The 16,426-nt window shown below is 70.3% G+C and carries 14 protein-coding genes; 3 read left to right on the forward strand and 11 right to left on the reverse strand.

From position 1 onward, the window contains the following. Nucleotides 1-57: 57 nt before the first annotated feature. The 9 genes from ACR3IO_RS02710 to ACR3IO_RS02750 all read right to left on the reverse strand — a co-directional run bounded on the left by ACR3IO_RS02710 (nt 58) and on the right by ACR3IO_RS02750 (nt 9,424). A complete protein-coding gene (locus ACR3IO_RS02710) occupies nt 58-822 on the reverse strand; it encodes an SDR family oxidoreductase (protein WP_434069617.1) in 765 nt (254 codons plus the stop codon). After that, complete coding sequence (locus ACR3IO_RS02715) at nt 819-1,625, reverse strand: IclR family transcriptional regulator (RefSeq protein WP_434069618.1); 807 nt, start codon at nt 1,623-1,625, stop codon at nt 819-821. Before ACR3IO_RS02715 ends, ACR3IO_RS02710 begins: the two co-directional genes overlap by 4 nt. 81 nt (nt 1,626-1,706) lie before the next feature. Beyond that, a complete protein-coding gene (kduI, locus tag ACR3IO_RS02720) occupies nt 1,707-2,537 on the reverse strand; it encodes a 5-dehydro-4-deoxy-D-glucuronate isomerase (protein WP_434069619.1) in 831 nt (276 codons plus the stop codon). 42 nt (nt 2,538-2,579) lie between these two features. Beyond that, the gene (locus tag ACR3IO_RS02725) at nt 2,580-3,542 is read right to left on the reverse strand and encodes a 2-hydroxyacid dehydrogenase (protein WP_434069620.1); all 963 of its coding nucleotides are present in this window, start codon (nt 3,540-3,542) and stop codon (nt 2,580-2,582) included. Between the two features lie 124 nt (nt 3,543-3,666). Beyond that, nucleotides 3,667-4,764: an extracellular solute-binding protein gene (locus tag ACR3IO_RS02730; protein ID WP_434069621.1), complete on the reverse strand. Its 1,098-nt coding sequence runs from the start codon at nt 4,762-4,764 to the stop codon at nt 3,667-3,669. A gap of 137 nt (nt 4,765-4,901) precedes the next feature. Further along, nucleotides 4,902-6,050, reverse strand: a complete 1,149-nt coding sequence (locus tag ACR3IO_RS02735; RefSeq protein WP_434069622.1) for an ABC transporter ATP-binding protein — start codon at nt 6,048-6,050, stop codon at nt 4,902-4,904. After that, a complete protein-coding gene (locus tag ACR3IO_RS02740; RefSeq protein WP_434069623.1) occupies nt 6,047-7,825 on the reverse strand; it encodes an ABC transporter permease in 1,779 nt (592 codons plus the stop codon). Before ACR3IO_RS02740 ends, ACR3IO_RS02735 begins: the two co-directional genes overlap by 4 nt. A 64-nt stretch (nt 7,826-7,889) precedes the next feature. Further along, the gene (locus ACR3IO_RS02745; protein ID WP_434069624.1) at nt 7,890-8,342 is read right to left on the reverse strand and encodes a cupin domain-containing protein; all 453 of its coding nucleotides are present in this window, start codon (nt 8,340-8,342) and stop codon (nt 7,890-7,892) included. Continuing rightward, on the reverse strand, nt 8,339-9,424 hold the full coding sequence (locus ACR3IO_RS02750; RefSeq protein ID WP_434069625.1) for a C-terminal binding protein: 1,086 nt from the start codon (nt 9,422-9,424) through the stop codon (nt 8,339-8,341). Before ACR3IO_RS02750 ends, ACR3IO_RS02745 begins: the two co-directional genes overlap by 4 nt. A 236-nt stretch (nt 9,425-9,660) precedes the next feature. Between ACR3IO_RS02750 and glsA the strand changes: the two genes are divergently transcribed. Together glsA and ACR3IO_RS02760 are read left to right on the forward strand one after the other, a co-directional pair. Further along, nucleotides 9,661-10,884 carry a glutaminase A gene (gene glsA, locus ACR3IO_RS02755; RefSeq protein ID WP_434069626.1) on the forward strand — a complete coding sequence of 408 codons (1,224 nt, stop codon included), beginning with the start codon at nt 9,661-9,663 and terminating at the stop codon, nt 10,882-10,884. A gap of 355 nt (nt 10,885-11,239) precedes the next feature. Further along, nucleotides 11,240-11,617 carry a YciI family protein gene (locus ACR3IO_RS02760; protein WP_434069627.1) on the forward strand — a complete coding sequence of 126 codons (378 nt, stop codon included), beginning with the start codon at nt 11,240-11,242 and terminating at the stop codon, nt 11,615-11,617. Nucleotides 11,618-11,674: 57 nt separating this feature from the next. Here ACR3IO_RS02760 and ACR3IO_RS02765 read toward each other — a convergent pair whose 3' ends face one another. Further along, entirely contained in the window at nt 11,675-11,893 is a 219-nt protein-coding gene (locus ACR3IO_RS02765; RefSeq protein ID WP_434069628.1) for a hypothetical protein, read from the reverse strand. Nucleotides 11,894-12,080: 187 nt separating this feature from the next. Between ACR3IO_RS02765 and ACR3IO_RS02770 the strand changes: the two genes are divergently transcribed. Continuing rightward, a complete protein-coding gene (locus ACR3IO_RS02770) occupies nt 12,081-12,242 on the forward strand; it encodes a hypothetical protein (RefSeq protein WP_434069629.1) in 162 nt (53 codons plus the stop codon). Nucleotides 12,243-12,329: 87 nt separating this feature from the next. Here the strand turns inward: ACR3IO_RS02770 and ACR3IO_RS02775 are convergent, their stop codons facing one another. Next, nucleotides 12,330-16,160 (reverse strand): hypothetical protein, encoded by a 3,831-nt coding sequence (locus tag ACR3IO_RS02775; protein WP_434069630.1) that lies wholly within the window; start codon nt 16,158-16,160, stop codon nt 12,330-12,332. Nucleotides 16,161-16,426: the final 266 nt, after the last annotated feature.

Raw genomic sequence — 16,426 nt, forward strand, 5'->3', positions numbered from 1 at the left:
TGCGGGACGCGGCATCCTGCCGCTCGTGCGCTTCTCGACGTCGACCTCGGGGAGCGTTCAGCGCCCGAGCCATCCCCCGTCGACAGGCAGCACGATGCCGTGCACGTAGTCGGCGTCGTTCGACGCGAGGAACGCCGCCGCGCCGGCGATGTCGTCGGGCGTCGCCCAACGACCGGCCGGGATGCGCTCGGAGATCTGCCGGAACCGCACGGGGTCGGCCTGCAGCGCCTCGTTCATGTCGGTCGCCACGTAGCCGGGCGCGATCGCGTTGACGTTCACGCCGCGCGCCGCCCACTCGTTGGCGAGCGCCTTCGTGAGCTGCGCGATGCCGCCCTTGCTCGCCGCGTAGCCGGGCACGGTGAGCCCGCCCTGGAAGCTCAGGAGCGACGCGATGAACACCACCTTGCCGCTGCCGCGGTCGAGCATGCCGCGGCCGAGCTCGCGCGCGAGGATGAACGGCGACCGCAGGTTGACGCCGAGCACCTCGTCCCAGTCGTCGGTCGGATGCTCTGCCGCGGGCGCCCGCCGGTTGATGCCGGCGGCCTGCACGAGCACGTCGGGCGTGCCGTGGCGCTCGAGGATCGTCGACGCGAGCCCGAGCGCGGCATGGGGATCGGCGAGGTCGGCGGCGAGCGGATCGAAGCGCCGCCCGAGCGCACGGACGTCGGCCGCGGCATCCGCGAGCCCGTCGACCGACGAGCCCACTCCGACGATGTCGGCGCCGTCGCGCGCGAGCCGGAGCGCGATCGCCCGCCCGATGCCGCGGCTCGCGCCCGTCACGACCGCGAGTCGCGAGCCGTGGTCGGCGTCCGCGCCCGTCACGCGTCGCCCCGCGGTGCCCCCATCGAGGCCGAGATCTCGGCCGCCGTGTCGACGATGCGGGACCCGAGCTCCTCGGCCGACTCCGGCAGGATGCGCGTCGCCGGGCCGGCGATGCTGACCGCGGCGATGGCCCGGCCCTGGAAGTCGAACACGGGCGCCGCGAAGCCGCGGATGCCCTCGCGGTTCTCCTGGTTGTCGATCGCGAACCCGCGCTCGCGCGTGGCCACGAGGTCCTCGGCGAGCTCGGCCTCGGTGCGGAGCGTGTACGGGGTGCGGGCGTCGAGCGGGTGCGAGACGTGCGCGGCCCGGGTCGCCTCGGGCGTCCACGCGAGGATCGCCTTGCCGATCGCGGTGGCGTAGGCGGGCACGGCGGCACCGACTCGGCTGAACACGCGCACCGGATGCGGGCTGTCGACGAGTTCGATGTAGACGACGTCCGTCCCGCTCAGCACCCCGAGGTGGGCAGTCTCCTGGGTCTGCTCGACGAGCGCGCGCATCGAGGGCAGCGCCGCGCGGCGAAGGTCGAGCCGGTTCAGGTACTCCGACCCGAGCTGCACGGTCGCCATGCCGAGCGTGTAGACGCCGAGCTCCTCGTCGTACCGCAGGAACTGCCGGGCCTCGAGGGTGCGCAGGATGCGCAGCGTCGTGGGCTTGGAGTACCCGAGGATCGAGCTGCATGCCGCGAGCGTGAGGCCGGGCGGCGGGCTCTCGGCGATCTGGAGCAGCACCTGGAGTGCACGATCCACGCTCTGCGTGCCGGTCGTGCCGCCGGCGTCGCGCCGGCTCTCCGACGTGTCGACCATGGGGCATCCCTTTCGGTGAGGTGTGGTGGTGTCGAGCGGATGTCGCAGGGTTGGTGCCCCTACGCTAGCGGCAGCGCCCGGTCAGGCGAGAGCTGTGACCGGGATCTGGTCCATGTCGGTGAAGGCCTGGTTCTCTCCGGCCATGACCCACACGAACGCGTAGTTCGTCGTGCCCGATCCGAAGTGCACCGACCAGCTCGGCGAGATCACCGCGTCGCGGTCCGAGAGCACGAGCGTGCGCGTGTCGTCGGGCTCCCCCATGACGTGCTGGATGCGGTGCCCCTCGGGCAGCCCGAAGTAGAGATAGACCTCGGTGCGGCGGTCGTGGGTGTGCGGGGGCATGCTGTTCCACACGCTGCCGGGCTCGAGCGCGGTGATGCCGAGCACGAGCTGGTCGCTGCGCACCCCGTCGGCGTGGATGTGCTTGTGCACCGTGCGGCGGTTCGCCGTCGCGGCGTCGCCGGTCTGGGTCGTGTTCGCGTCCTGCAGGCGCACGAGGCGCGTGGGGTAGCCGCTGAACGAGAGCGCTGATGCCAGGTAGAACGCCGCCTCGTCGTCGCCCGTCGCTGCGAACGTCACGCTGCGCGTGCCCTGGCCGATGTAGAGGACGTCCTTGTGGTCGAGCGTGTACTCGACGCCGTCGACCAGCACGGTTCCCGTGCGCCCGACCTGCACGACGGCGAGCTCGCGCCGGTCGCAGAAGCGCTCGCTGCGGAGCTCGGCGGGGGCCACGAGCTCGATCGGCGAGCCCGCGAGCGGCACGACGCCGCCGATGACCATGCGGTCCTCGTGCGTGTAGACGAGCGTCTGCTCGCCGGGCACGAAGAGCCGGTCGGCGACGAAGCGTTCGCGGAGGGCGGCCTTGGGGAGCCCGCCGACGTCGGCGGGGTGCGAGGCGTGTCGGATCTGCATGCGTGGTGCTCCTGGTTCGGTGGTGCTGGCGAGTGGCACGGTTCAGTGGATGACGTTGGTCGGCGTGCCGGAGGCGAACGCGAGGATGTTCTCGGCGGCGAGCCGGAAGACGTCATCGGCCTCGTTCGTGTGGAACCCGATGTGCGGGGTCAGCACGGCGTTGCTCGACACCGACGGCAGGCCCTCCGTGTTCGGGGGCTCCTCGGTGAACACGTCGATGCCGGCGCCGAAGATGCGGCCCTCGGCGAGGAGCTCGTCGAGCGCCTCGGTGTCGACGACCTCGGCGCGCGCCGTGTTCACGAAGATCGCGTCGGCGCGCAGCGTCTCAAGCAGCTCGCGGCTGACGAGCCGGTCGGTCTCGGGCGAGTGCGTGAGGTGCACCGAGACGACGCGCGAGGTCGCGACGAGCTCCTCGAGGCTCACCTGCTCGGCGCCGAGTTCGGCACTGCGCTCCGGCGAGGCGGTGCGGCTCCAGTAGACGGGCTCCATGCCGAGCCCCTTCGCGAGGCGGATGACACGGGCGCCGATGGCTCCGGCTCCGATGACGCCGATGCGCTCGCCGGCGAGCTTCACGCCCTGGTGCTTCGCCCAGCCGCCCGACCGCACGATGCCGTCGCCCTCGACCACGCGACGCGCGACGGCGAACATGAGGGCGATCGCGTGCTCGGCGACGCTCTGACTGGCGAAGTCCGGCACGTTCGTGACGGTGACGCCCGATCGCTCGGCCTCCGCCATGTCGACGAAGCGGCGGGCGCCCGTGCCGACGAAGCTCACGAGCTTCAGGCTCGGCGTCTGCTCGAGCAGCCCGGCCGGCAGCGGCCCCTGGTCGCCGATGATGTACAGCGCGTCGAACCCCTGCGCGGCCGCGATCGCCTCCTCGGGGCGGTCGAAGCGCCCGCCGTCGATCCACGCGAACTCGTGGCCCTGCGCCTGCAGGGGCGCCACGACGTCGCGCTCGACGATCTCGCGGTACTGGGCTTCGGTGTCGATGCAGACGATGCGCATCAGGGTGTCTCCTTCGTTCCGTCGGCCCGCCGCCGATGAGCTGCGGCGGGCCCGTGCAGGTGGTTCAGGCCGAGCGGATGTCGCGGCCGACGAACGATCGTCCGCGGCATCCGCTCGGCGTCGATCACTCGCCCAGCCAGCGGTTGAACTGGTCGAGCACGGCGTCGATGTTCTCGGAGTAGTAGCCGACGTCCTGCTTGATCGAGTCGGTCACGTTGTCGCCGATCGGCAGGAACTGCTGCACGTCCTCGGGGAACGACGAGGGCTCGAGGCCGATGACCGAAGCCGGGATCGGCGTCGGCACCTTGCTCGCGAGGGCGATCTGCCCCTCGGTGTTCTCGATCACGTGGGCGAGCAGCGCCTGCGCGGCGGCCGCGTTGGGTGCGTCGGCCGGGATCGACCACACCGAGTTCGAGTAGCCGGCCTGGTTCCACGTGATGGAGGCCGGGAAGCCGTTCTCGGATGCCGCGACGAACGCGCGGTTCGCCCAGAGGATGCCGATGTCGCACGAGCCGTTCTCGAGCGATTCGATCGACTGGGCGCCGCTCGTCCACCAGGTGATGTCGTCCTTGATCTCGTCGAGCTTCGCGAGGGCGCGGTCGACGTCGAGCGGGTAGAGCTCGTCGGGCGCGACGCCGTCGGCGAGCAGGGCGGCCTCGAGGGTCCAGCCGTACTGCGGGTTGTTGAAGAAGCAGCGCTTGCCCGGGAACGTGTCGAGGTCCCACAGGTCGGCCATCTCCGACGGCTTCTCGTCGGGGTAGGCCTCGTCGTCCCACGTCAGCACCATGCCGAACGTGCCGACCTCGATGCCGTAGTCGCTGTAGGTGCCCTCGACGAGCTTGTCGACGGGCACGATCGACGTGTCGATCTTCGAGAGGTAGCCCTCGTCGGCGGCCTTCTCGGCGTCGTTCACGGTGGGCAGGAACGCAAGGCTCCACGGCACCTGGCCGGCCTCGGAGGCGGCGAAGAACTTCGTCGCCGCCTCGTTGTAGTCGTCGGTCACGGTGACGCCCGTGTCCTCGGTGAAGTCGGCGAAGAGGGTGGAGTTCAGCTCCTCCCACACCTGGCCGCCGCTGGTGTCGTAGAAGAGGATGTCGCCGCTGATGGCGCCGGCCTCCGACGGGGCTCCGGCATCGCCGGACGAACACGAGGTGAGGGCGATCGCCGAGGCGATCGTCGCGGCTCCTGCGAGCAGGAGGCGGTGACGACGGATGGTACTCATTGCTGCTCCTAGATTTCTCGTGACTGCTGGGTGGTGCTCGGGCTGTGCTGCGGAATGCGGTGCGGTGGTGCGGGCTCCAGTGGTGCGGGTTCGGGCGAGGTGCGAGCGGATGCGACGACCAGGTCGGATGCCGCGGCTCAGGCCTGCGCGGCGGGTTCGGCCGCGACGAGCGCGACCTCACCGGGCCGCACGAGCAGCGACACGCGATCGCCGGCGACCGGCACGGGTGCCGCGGGGTCGAGGTCGACCGAGCAGGCGATGCCCTCGGCGTCGAGGTGGATGCTGCGTCGCTGGCCGAGGAAGCGCACCTCGGTGATCACGGCGTCGGCGATGCGGTTGAGGCCCGCGGGGGCCGCCGCCCCGGCGCCACCGAGGATCAGCTGCTCGGGTCGCACCGAGCAGACGACCTCGTCGCCGGCGATGGCCGGGTTGGCGCGCGCGACGAGGTCGTTGCCGCCGACCCTCACGAGGGTGGATGCCCCGTCGAGGCCCGTGATGCGCCCCGGGAACAGGTTCGTCTTGCCGAGGAACTTCGCGACGAACAGGTCCTTCGGCTCCCGGTAGAGCTGTTCTGGCGTGCCGAGCTGGCAGATGCGGCCGTCGCGCATGACGCCCATGCGGTCGGAGAGGATGAACGCCTCCTCCTGGTCGTGCGTGACGTAGACGGCGGTGGTGTTCGACTCCTGCTGGATGCGGCGCACCTCGGCCCCGAGCTCCTCGCGGAGTCCGCGGTCGAGGGCGCCGAGCGGCTCGTCGAGCAGCAGCACACGAGGGTTCTGCGCAAGGGCGCGGCCGAGGGCGACGCGCTGCTGCTGGCCGCCGCTGAGCTGCGACGGGTAGCGGTCGCCGAAGCCGCCGAGCGCGACGAGGTCGACCATCTCGGCGACGCGCGCGGCGCGCTTCGCTGCGGGGAGCTTTCGCACCTTGAGGCCGTACTCGATGTTCTCGGCGACCGTGAGGTGCGGGAACAGGGCGTAGTTCTGGAAGACGAACCCGATGTCGCGCTTCTGCGTGGGCGTGCGCGTGACATCCGTGCCGTCGATGTGCAGCGTGCCCCGTGCCGGGTCGAGCAGGCCCGCGATGATGCGGAGGAGGGTCGTCTTGCCCGAGCCGCTCGGGCCCAGCAGCGTGAAGAACTCGCCGGCGTGAACGTGCAGGTCGGTGTCGGCGAGAGCCGGAACGCCGTTGTAGTCGAGGCCGATGTCCGAGACGACGACCTCTCCGCGGCGGTCGCCGGCGATCGGGGTGTCGGCGCCGCCCGTGCGGCGTGCGGTCGAGAGGGTCATGGCTTCTCCTGTCGGGCCGAGAGTCGGGCGGTTCGCCGGCTGGTCGCACGGTTCGTCATGCCGCGCACGACGACGATGACCACGACGACGAGCACGAGGAGCGAGGCCACGGCGGGCACCGTGGGGACGATCCCGCTCTCGAGGTACTTGTAGATCGTGACGGGCAGGGTCTTGGTCGGCCCGGTCTGGATGAAGAGCGCGAGCACGACCTCGTCCCACGAGGTGACGAACGCGATCGCGAAGGCGCCGATGACGCTCGGCATGATGCCGCGCACGACGATGGTCCAGAAGGCGCGGGTGCGCGAGGCGCCGAGGGTCCAGGCGGCGGCCTCGATGCCCCGGTCGGCCGAGCTCATGGCCGCGACGATGAGCGCGTAGCTGAGCGGCGCGGCGATGATCGTGTGGGCGAAGATCAGCCCGATCGTGGTGCCGGTCAGCCCGAGCTTCAGCTCGACGTCGAAGATGCCGATCGCGAGCAGGATCGCGGGCGTCACGATGGGGGCGAACGCGAGGCCGCCGATCACCGCCTTGCCGAGCGTCGACGTCATGCGGCTCGTGACCCTCGCGAGGATCAGGGCCATGCCCACCGACAGCATGGCGGTGCCGATCGCCACGACGGTGCTCTGCCAGATGGGACCGAGCCAGGTCTGGCTGGTGAACACCTCGCCGAACCAGCGCAGCGTGAAGCCGCGCGGCGGAAAGACGACCGTGCCGGTCTCGCCGACCGCGAGCGGGAAGACGAAGAGCACGGGGATCACGAGGAACCCGATGGTGAGGAAGCTCACCACGGCCGAGACGGCCATCCACGGCGACCACCGGAACGGCAGCGACGTGCTGACGCCTTTCGCCTGCGCCGGCCCGACGCCGCCGGGCTGGAAGCTGCCGGCGACCTTCACGACGCCGACGTAGCAGATGATCGTCGCGACGAGCAGGAGGATGCCCATGGCGCTCGCGATGCCCCACTGGTACACGTCGATCTGCTGCTGGATGTAGACCGAGATGGTCTGCTCCTGCGGGCCGCCGAGGATCGCTGGCACGAGGAAGAAGCTGAGCCCGAGGATGAACACGAGCAGCGCGCCGCTCACGATCGATCCGCGCACCATGGGCAGGTAGACGGTGAAGAAGGTACGCACCGACGAGGCGCCCAGGGTTCGGGCCGCGAGCACGAGGTTGTCGTCGACCGAGGTCATGCCCGCGTAGAGCACGAGCACCATGTAGGGCAGCAGGTACATGACCGTGCCGACGAGCGTGCCGGCCTGCGTGTAGAGGAGCGACGTCTCGCCGAACCCGAGCGCGAGGCTCAGCTGGTTGACGATGCCGTTGGGGCTGAGGATCGAGGTGACGGCGAAGAGCCGCACGACGATCGAGACCCAGAACGGCACGAGGATCAGGAGGAGGAGGATGCCCGCCGTGCGCTTGGAGAGCCGCGAGATGAAGTACGCGGTCGGGAACGCGAGCAGCACGGTGAGCAGCGTCGAGTTGATCGCCAGCAGCACGGTGCGCCACTCGATGCGCAGCAGGAAGTCGTCGACGAAGATCTTCTGGTAGTTGCCGAAGTCGATCACCGGCGCCGCCGCGTCGAAGCCGCTGCCATCGGGGCTGAGCGAGCGCCCGAGTACGCTGATGACGGGCCAGACGAAGAAGATCACGTAGATCGCGACGACGGGGGCGAGCAGCGCGACTCGGGCGGCGAGCGCTCCGATGCGACGCCGGATGACGGGGTCCGCGTTGATCGCCAGGGGCGTCGTGGGGGTCGGGGCATCCGTCACGGTCATGTCATCTCCTCTCGTTCGTTTCGTTTCTTGGATTTTGAAACACCGTACCGAAATCGGATTTCGGTCAGATGTCGGCGGTGTTCCGCTGCGTTTCGGATGCCGCGGCCGGCACGTCCGCGGACGCGTCGGCGTTCGCCGTGGGGCTCACCGAGGCCGGCTCGGCCGGCGCATCGAAGATCGTGTAGACCTTGCGCACGGTCGCCGTGACGCGCCACGTGCCGGTCCAGCCGGGCTCGAGCACGAGCACCGATCCGGCCGCGATGCGGGTGACCGAGCCGTCGGCGTGCGTGATCGTGCCCTCGCCCGAGAGGAACTGCATGACCTCGCCGCTCGTGGGCTTGGCCGAGGCGAACTCCCCCGGGGTGACCTCCCACACGCCGATCTCGAGGCCGTCGCGCGCGGCGAGCACGTGCTCGGCCGTCTGCGGGTCGCCCGCGAGCACCCGGGCGGGCGCGCCCGTCGGCTCGAGCGCCAGGTCGCGCAGTTCGGCGGGCGAGAAGTCGGCGGCGAGGCTCATGCGTGCTCCAGGGCGGTGTCGGTGGTGGTTGCGGCGGTGGTGGCGGATGTCGCATGGCGGCCGGATGCGTCGGGGGCGAACGCCGCGGCATCCGCGAGCCCCTGGCGATTGACGAGCGACGGGATGTCGTGCCCGCGCAGCACGGCGGCGCAACGCTCGGCGAGGCGTGCTCGCAGGCGCTGCTCGGACGCCTCGGAGTACCACGCGAGGTGGTTGGTGATAATCGTGTTGGGCACGGCGAGCAGCGGGTCGTCGGCGGCGGGCGGCTCGGTCTCGAGCACGTCGAGGGCGGCGAAGGCGAGGCGCCCATCGCGCAGGGCCTCGGCGAGCGCGGCGCCGTCGACGAGGCCGCCGCGCGAGACGTTCACGAGGGTGGCGGTCGGCTTCATGCGGGCGATCGCGGCGCCGTCGACGAGGTGGTGGGTGTCCGCGGTGAGCGGGCAGTGCAGGCTCACGAGGTCGCCTTCGGCGAGCGCCGTGTCGAGGTCGACGAGCTCGACACCGTCGAGGTCGCCGGCGTACGGGTCGTGCGCGATGATGCGACCGACGAACGGTCGCATCAGGCGGATGACCTCGCGCCCGATGCGGCCCACGCCGATGAGCGAGAGCGTCGCCGTCGACAGCGGGGCGATGGGGCGCAGCTGCGCCCAGTCGGCCCACTCGCCGCGGCGCACGAGGGCGTCGGCGGCGGTGATGCGGCGGTTCGCGTCGAGCATGAGGGCGACGGCGTGCGTCGCGACCTCCTCCTCGCAGTAGTCGGGCACGTTCACGACCGGGATCCGTCGAGCGGATGCTGCGGCCAGGTCGATCGTGTCGACGCCGACGCCGTAGCGGCCGATGACCTTCCACGTGGGGTTCGCGTCCATGACCTCGGCGGTGATGTTCGCGTACTGCACGAGCACGCCGTCGGCCGGGGTGCCGCCGTTCAGACTGCCGAGCTCGGACGCGCCCGTGCCGCGTGCGTCTCGCACCTCGACACCCACGGATGCCGCGGCCGCCGCCTCGACGTCGACGCTGCCGTACGAGGAGTCGAGCACCTCGAGCAGCGGCTGCGCGCCGCCATGTTCATGTGTCCTGGCCACTCGACCACACCTCCATCGTTGCGATTTTGGAATGGTATTCCACTTTCTGAGAATCCCGCAAGGGTTTGCCGGCAACCCGGGTGCTGGTCGGGACGCCGCACCACATCACCACACCACCACATCGCCACATCACCACAGCCCGCGCGACAGCGACCCACCCTCACCGCAACGACAACAGCGGTGCCGGCAGCCGCCTTGACCAGGCCTGGGTTCGGCCCGGGCGTAGGCTGTGCCGCATGGCCGCCACCGAGGTTCGCGATCCGGTCCGTTCCGCCCTCGAATCCGTGCTCGACGAGGTGCGATCCAAGACCTCCGGCGAGGTCGCGTCGTACATCCCCGAGCTCGCGCGGGTGGATCCCGATCCCCTGGGCGTCGCGCTCGTCAGCGTGCACGGCGTCGTGCACGAGGCGGGCGACACCGACACGCACTTCACCATCCAGTCGGTGTCGAAGCCGTTCGTGTTCGCGCTCGCGGTCGATGCGCTGGGCCTCGACGAAGTGCTGAAGCACGTCGGCATCGAGCCGAGCGGCGAACCGTTCAACGCGATCAGCCTCGAACCGGGGACCGGGCGCCCGCTGAATCCCATGATCAACGCCGGCGCGATCGTGATGTCGTCCCTCATGGCGGGCGAGACCGCCGAGGACAAGTTCGCCGCCATCCATTCGGGTATCCAGAGGTTCGCCGGGCGCGACCTCGCCGTCGACGAGGCGGTGTTCACCTCGGAGGCGACGACCGGCAACCGCAACCGCGCGCTCGCCTTCCTCACCCTCGCGGCGGGCACGCTCGGCGCACCGGTCGACGTGGCGACCACGGCGTACTTCCGCCAGTGCTCGATCTCCGTGACCGCGCGCGACCTCGCGACCATGGCGGCGACGCTCGCCACGGGTGGCGTGAATCCGATCACGCACGAACGCGTGATCAGCGAGGATGCCGCGCGCTGGACCTCGTCGGTCATGACGAGTTGCGGCATGTACGACGAGTCGGGCGACTGGCTGCTGCGCGTCGGCATGCCGGCGAAGAGCGGCGTCGGCGGCGGCATCGCGGCCGAGCTGCCCGGCCAGTTCGGCATCGGAACGTTCAGCCCCCGGCTCGACGCGAAAGGCAACAGCGTGCGCGGCGTCGCGATGCTCGAGGCGATGTCGGCGCGCTTCGAACTGCACCAGATGCAGCACCGTGGCGACCCGCTCTCGCCGATCGCGTCGCTCACGCGCGACGGCTCCGACACGATCGCCGCGCTGCGCGGCGAGATCTTCTTCTCCGGAGCCGAGGAGGTGCTCGCCCGCCTCACCCCACTCGTCAGCGACGACGGATGCCTCGTGCTCGACTTCGCGGATGTCACGCGCATCGGCGACGCGGCCGCCCGCATGTTCCGCTCAGCGCCTGGCGTCGCGGGCGAGCGGGCCGACGGCGGTGGCGAAAAGGTCGTCGTACGAGACCCGGAGGGCCTGCTCGGCCACTGAGTCCACCGTTGGGTCCGCCGCTGAGTCCGCCGCTGAGTCCGCCGCGGCGAATATCGGCGGTCGGCTCTCGCTCCACGAACCCGCACCCCTTCGCCACATCACCACATCACCACATCACCACATCACCACATCACCACATCACCACATCACCACATCGCTCTCAGGGGATGCTCCTCCACCGACGCGGGGCCCGCCGCACGGCAAGCGCGGCCGCAAGCATCAACTCCCGACCCTCGCCCTGCAGACTCGAGCTCTACGGCTACACGACTACACGGTCGTGTCGATCCGGCCCGGTTCTGTTCGACGTATGAGAAAGAGGGGCTCCCAGCGGAGCCCGATGACGAAAGGTTCGATCATGACGCAGTACTTCCTCACCGTTCCCCACGACTCCGCGGAAGAGCCGACCATGGCATCGATGCAGGACATCGACCCCGCCGACCTGGCCGCCGTACTGGCAGCGGTCGACGAGTTCAACACCGCGCTCAAGGACTCGGGTGCGTTCGTGTTCGCGGGCGGGCTCTACCCGCCGTCATCCGCGAAGACCGTCGACCCCTCGTCGGGCGAGCCCCGGGTGCTCGACGAGCCATTCGTCGAGGCATCGCAGTACGTCGGCGGATTCTGGATCATCGAGGCGGCAGACGAGAGCGCGGCCGTCGAATGGGCGACGAGGGCAGCCTTGGCGTTGCAGGGCCGCATCGAGGTGCGGGCCTTCCAGGAGCCGCCCGCCGCCTGACATCCGGTGATGGCGTCGGCCCGCACTCCGTGCACGGCCGCGCCAGGGTCGCTCGGTTCACTCGCGCGGGGTGCGGTGCCCTCCGCCGGTGTCGAGGTCGTCGCCGGCCTCGAGGTCGGGGCCGTCGCTCTCAGTGATGTTCGCTCCCTCGAAGAACGGGTCGACGCCGAGCTCGCGGTCGTGCTCGGCGCGCAGGCGCCGCTGCTCGTCGGGGTCGTCGGCGAAGTCGCGGTCGTCGGGTAGCTGGCCGTCGTCGGGTGCGGTGGTGTCGCTCATGTCGTCTCCTCGGTCGATGCGTTCATGCTCCTTCGCAGGGCCGAGCGGGTGCAAGGGGTTGCGGAACGAGGCCGGAACGATGCCGGACTGCGGATGTCGCGAACCGATGTCAAGCCCTTCCGCGCAGGCGCCGCGGCACGTGAGGGTTGGACTCTCGCACATCCGTGCGAAGCCGACGATGGGAGCGATGATGACGGATCCGCCCGACGACCGCCGTGACAACGACGACCGCAACCGCGACGTCGATCGCACCGAGGTGCCGGCGGGCGTTCAGTCCGTCGACGAGGGGCTCCCGAACGACGAACTCCCCGACGACGAGACCATCGTCCGCGATACCCAGAGCGAGTGACGCTCGGTCGTTCGATGGCCGGCCGCCGTGACGTGACGAGGAGGGCAGCGGATGCCGCGGCATCCGCTGCCCTCCTGCCGGGTCGCCCTACTTCACCACCACCTGCACCGGCTTCGACTCGGTCTCGCCGTTGGCGTTGGCGAACACGGCGACGAGCGAGTGCGTGCCCGGCGCGACATCCGTGAGCTTGACCGTGGCGGCCTGGGCGCCGGGCGTGGCCGCGACCAGCGAGCCGGAGCCCACCGAAACCCCGTCGAGCTCGAAGCGGTACGACGTCGCGTTCGTGCCCCACCAGAGGTTGGCGGTCGCGGTGAACGAGCTCGCGCCCTTCTTCTGGTCGGTCGAGACGACCGGCACCGCGGGCGAGGCCTGCGTGACCTTGACCGTCGTCGAGGTCGTCGCCGTCGTGCCGACCGGGTTGATGAGCTCGCCCGTGTAGACGTAGGTGCCGTTGGGCTTGCCCGTGAACGTGACACCGGTCGTCTGCGAGAGACCATCCGTGGAACCGAGCACCTTCGTCGAGACCAGCGCACCGTTCTCGTAGAGGCGGAAAATACTGCCCGGCGTGCCGTACCAGAGGTTCATGACGACGTCGTAGTCGCCGTTGTGCAGGCCGTTCAGCCATCCGCTCGTGTTCGAGAGCGTGCCCTTGCCCGGCACAACGGAAGCCCCGGTCGCCGGCACCACGAGCAGCGTCGACGACGCCGTCGAGACGAGCCCGGCGTGGTTCGTCGCGGTCACGAGCACCTCGATGTCACCCGCGAGCCCGAGGGCCGCGAGGTCGACCGCGGCATCCGCCTCGACCGTCTCGCCACCCACCGTCACGACCAGTGAGCGGATGCCGCTCTCGGCGTCGTCGGCGGTGATCGCGAGCTGCAGCGGCTCGTCGTCGACGACCGTGCCCGAGGGCAGGCCGGCGATGACGGGCGCCGTCTCGTCGGCGGCCGGAGCCCCGACGTAGGCGATCGACGCCACGGGCGGCTCCGCCATGTCGGCCCCGATGAAGAACGACGGGTTCGGCGGCTGGTTGTACGCCGAGTTCTGCCCGGCGACGCCGACGCGGTACTGCGAGTCGTGCATGAGGGTCGGGATGCGGGCGTCCGTGACATCCGTCGTCGTGGAGATGCGGATGCCGCTGCCGTCGTCGAGTCGCACCGCGAGCTCTTCGCGCCAGTCGCCGAACAGGTCGGCCTGCACGACCGGGTTGCCCTTGGTCGTGTTGTTCGTGAGCGTGCCGTCGAGGCGCTTCAGCAGCACCGACGACTGCGACGCCGGGTCCCACTTCGAGATCGTCGGCACGCCCGTGGCGCTGACCGTGTCGTAGTCGTGGTCGGTGATCTCGCGGGTGAGGTCGCCGTCCCACCAGGTGACGAAGTTCGCCGCCGGGATGTCGGTCGACAGCACCTCGCCGTCGGCGGACTTCAGCGTGCCGACGGGCGAGTTCCACGCGGCATCCCCGCCGATGTTCCACGCCTCGGCGCCCGGGTGGCTCGGGTCGATGTCGGCGGCGACGCCGCGGCCCGTGTCCTTCGTCGCCTTCGTGGTCCAGAGCACCTCGCCGGTCTCGGCATCGCGGAAGCTCGCACCGATGCCGCCGTTGCCCGAGACGTCTTCATGCACGCCGTAGACCTCGAGGCCCAGGCGGTCGGTGTCGAAGTCGCCCACGTGCAGCGCGTCGCCGTGGAAGAGGCGCGTGTTGTAGAGCGGCGTGCCGTCGTCGTCGATGGTCATGGCGCCGAAGACGATCTCGTCGAGTCCGTCGCGGTCGACGTCGGCGGGCACGAACTGGTGGTTGCCCTGCCCGGTGAAGGCCGAGCCGGCGTCATTCGAGTCGAACGACCAGCGCTGCTGCAGCTGCCCGTCGACGAGGTCCCACGCGACGATCACGGTGCGTGTGTAGTAGCCGCGGCTCGTGATGAGGGAGGGGTGCTCGCCGTCGAGGTAGGCCACACCCGCGAGGAACCGGTCCACCCGGTTTCCGTACGCGTCGCCCCACGAGCTCACGTTGCCGCGGCCCGGGTTGTAGTCGACCGTGTCGATGGCGGCGCCCGTCGGCCCGTCGAAGACGGTGAGATACTCGGGACCGCTCAGGATGTAGCCGCTGGAGTTGCGGTAGTCGGCGGCCGCGTCACCGATGACCGTGCCGGCGCCGTCGACCGTGCCATCCGCCGTCTTGAACGCGACCTCGGATCGCCCGTCGCCGTCGAAGTCGAAGACCTCGAGCTGCGTGTAGTGCGCGCCGGCGCGGATGTTCATGCCCAGGTCGATGCGCCACAGGCTCGTGCCGTCGAACTTCACGGCCTCGGCGTAGACCTTGCCGGTGTAGCCGGACTGCGAGTTGTCCTTCGAGATCGACGGGTTCCAGAGGAACACGAGCTCGTACTCCCCGTCACCGTCGAGGTCGCCGACCGTGCCGTCGCCGGGTGCGTACGTGACGGTCTTGCCGTCGGGCAGCACGTCGTCGGCCGGCTTGTTCAGCGGGATGTCGAGGTACTGGTCGTCCCACACGCCGAAGTCGTCGGCGACGGTGACCTCGCGGGTAGCGCCGTCGGCGCTCGGCACCAGCGCCGTCACGAGGTACGTCGACTCGGTCGTGCCGTCGGGGTCGACGAGGTTCGTCGCACCCGTGAGCGGCTCGTCGTTCACGAGCACGCCGTCGCGGTACACGTTGAACCCGAGGTCGCGCGCGTCGAGGCCGAGCAGGCGCCAGCCGACGTACACGCCGCCGCCATCAGCCTCCGTGCGAGCCACGGCGACGGGCGCCCGGTCGAGGTACTCCGCCTGGCGCACGAGGGTCGTCGCGACGTCCGTTGCGAAAGTCTCGGATGCCGCGGACGCCCCGCCCGCGTTCTGCGCGACGACCTTGTAGAGGTAGGGGCGCGTGGTGAGCACGTCGGTGTCGGTGAACGTGGGCTCGGTGACCGTGGCCACCTGCTCGAAGTCGATGTCGGCGCGCGTCGAGCGGAACACCTTCCACTGGATGACGTCGTCGGCGTCGCCCCATCCGATCGTCACGCTGTTGCGCTCGATCGCGGAGGTCGCGAGCCCGGTCGGCGTCGCGGGTGCCGCGACGTCAGGATCGACGACGGATGCCGCGAGCCGGTCGCTCTGCCGCGAGACGCGGTCGCCCTTCACCGTGGCGATGGCGTAGTCGTAGCTCTCGCCGAGTTCCACGTCGGTGTCGTCGAAGGTCGTGGTCGCGGCATCCGTCACCTGACCGATGGCGACGAGCTCGCCACCGGGTGCCGAGCGGAAGATCGTGTAGCCCGTGGCATCCGCCACCGGCTGCCAGCCGAGCGTGACGGCGAGGTCGCCGTCGGCGGCGACATCCGTGACCGCGAGGCCCGTGGGCGAGGCGAGCGGGGTCTGCACCTTGATGCCGTTGAGGCGGCCGTCGCCGCCCGTGACGCGGATGTTGAGCTGCCCGTCGGCGACCTGGATCGCCGGGAAGTACGCCTCGTGCACGTTGCCCGTGGTCGTGCGCGGACCCGAGTAGGCGGTGCCCTCGATGTCGAAGTTCGTGCCGTTGCTGGCGATGAGGTCGCCCGCGAAGGTCGTGACCTCGTACGCGCCGTTCGGCACGTCGACCGCGAACGCCTGGTTGTTGGCGATGGTGAAGTCGCGCGCCATGAGGTCGTCGCCGCCGCGGTCGCGGAAGCCCGCGGCGGGCGGCGCGGTCGTGAAGCCGTAGCCTTTTCCTGCTGAGTAGGCCGTGCCGGGGTTCACGCCGAGCCAGCCGGCGGCGACCGGCGTGGCCGGCCCGCCGAAGTCGAAGGCGAGGTCGATGTTGCCGGCTTCGGCAGCTTCGGCAGCGGATGCCGGCGCCACGGCGGTGAGGGCTGCACCGGCGGCCAGCGCCGTTCCGGTCAGCAGTGCGATGAGCGGCCGTGATCGGCCGCGGCGTACGTTCGGACCCACAGGATCTCCTTCGATCGAGTACTGGTGCTGGGTCGCAGCGTCCGTGCTCGCCGCGCGTGATCCATCGCTTCTCCCCCTTCGGGAAAGCGATTTCCCTTGAATCGTGTCAATCCTCGCCTGCGGCGAACGGTGAGTCAAGAGGGCATGGCGAGATGAGGGCACGAGCGCGCGGTTTCGCGCTTGAGGCTTGAATTCGGGCACTCCGGCACTCCGGCACTCCGGCACTCCGGCACTCCGGCACTCCGGCACTCCGGCACTCCGGCACT

It is taken from the genome of Agromyces sp. Marseille-Q5079 (assembly GCF_051016555.1).
GTDB lineage: Bacteria > Actinomycetota > Actinomycetes > Actinomycetales > Microbacteriaceae > Agromyces.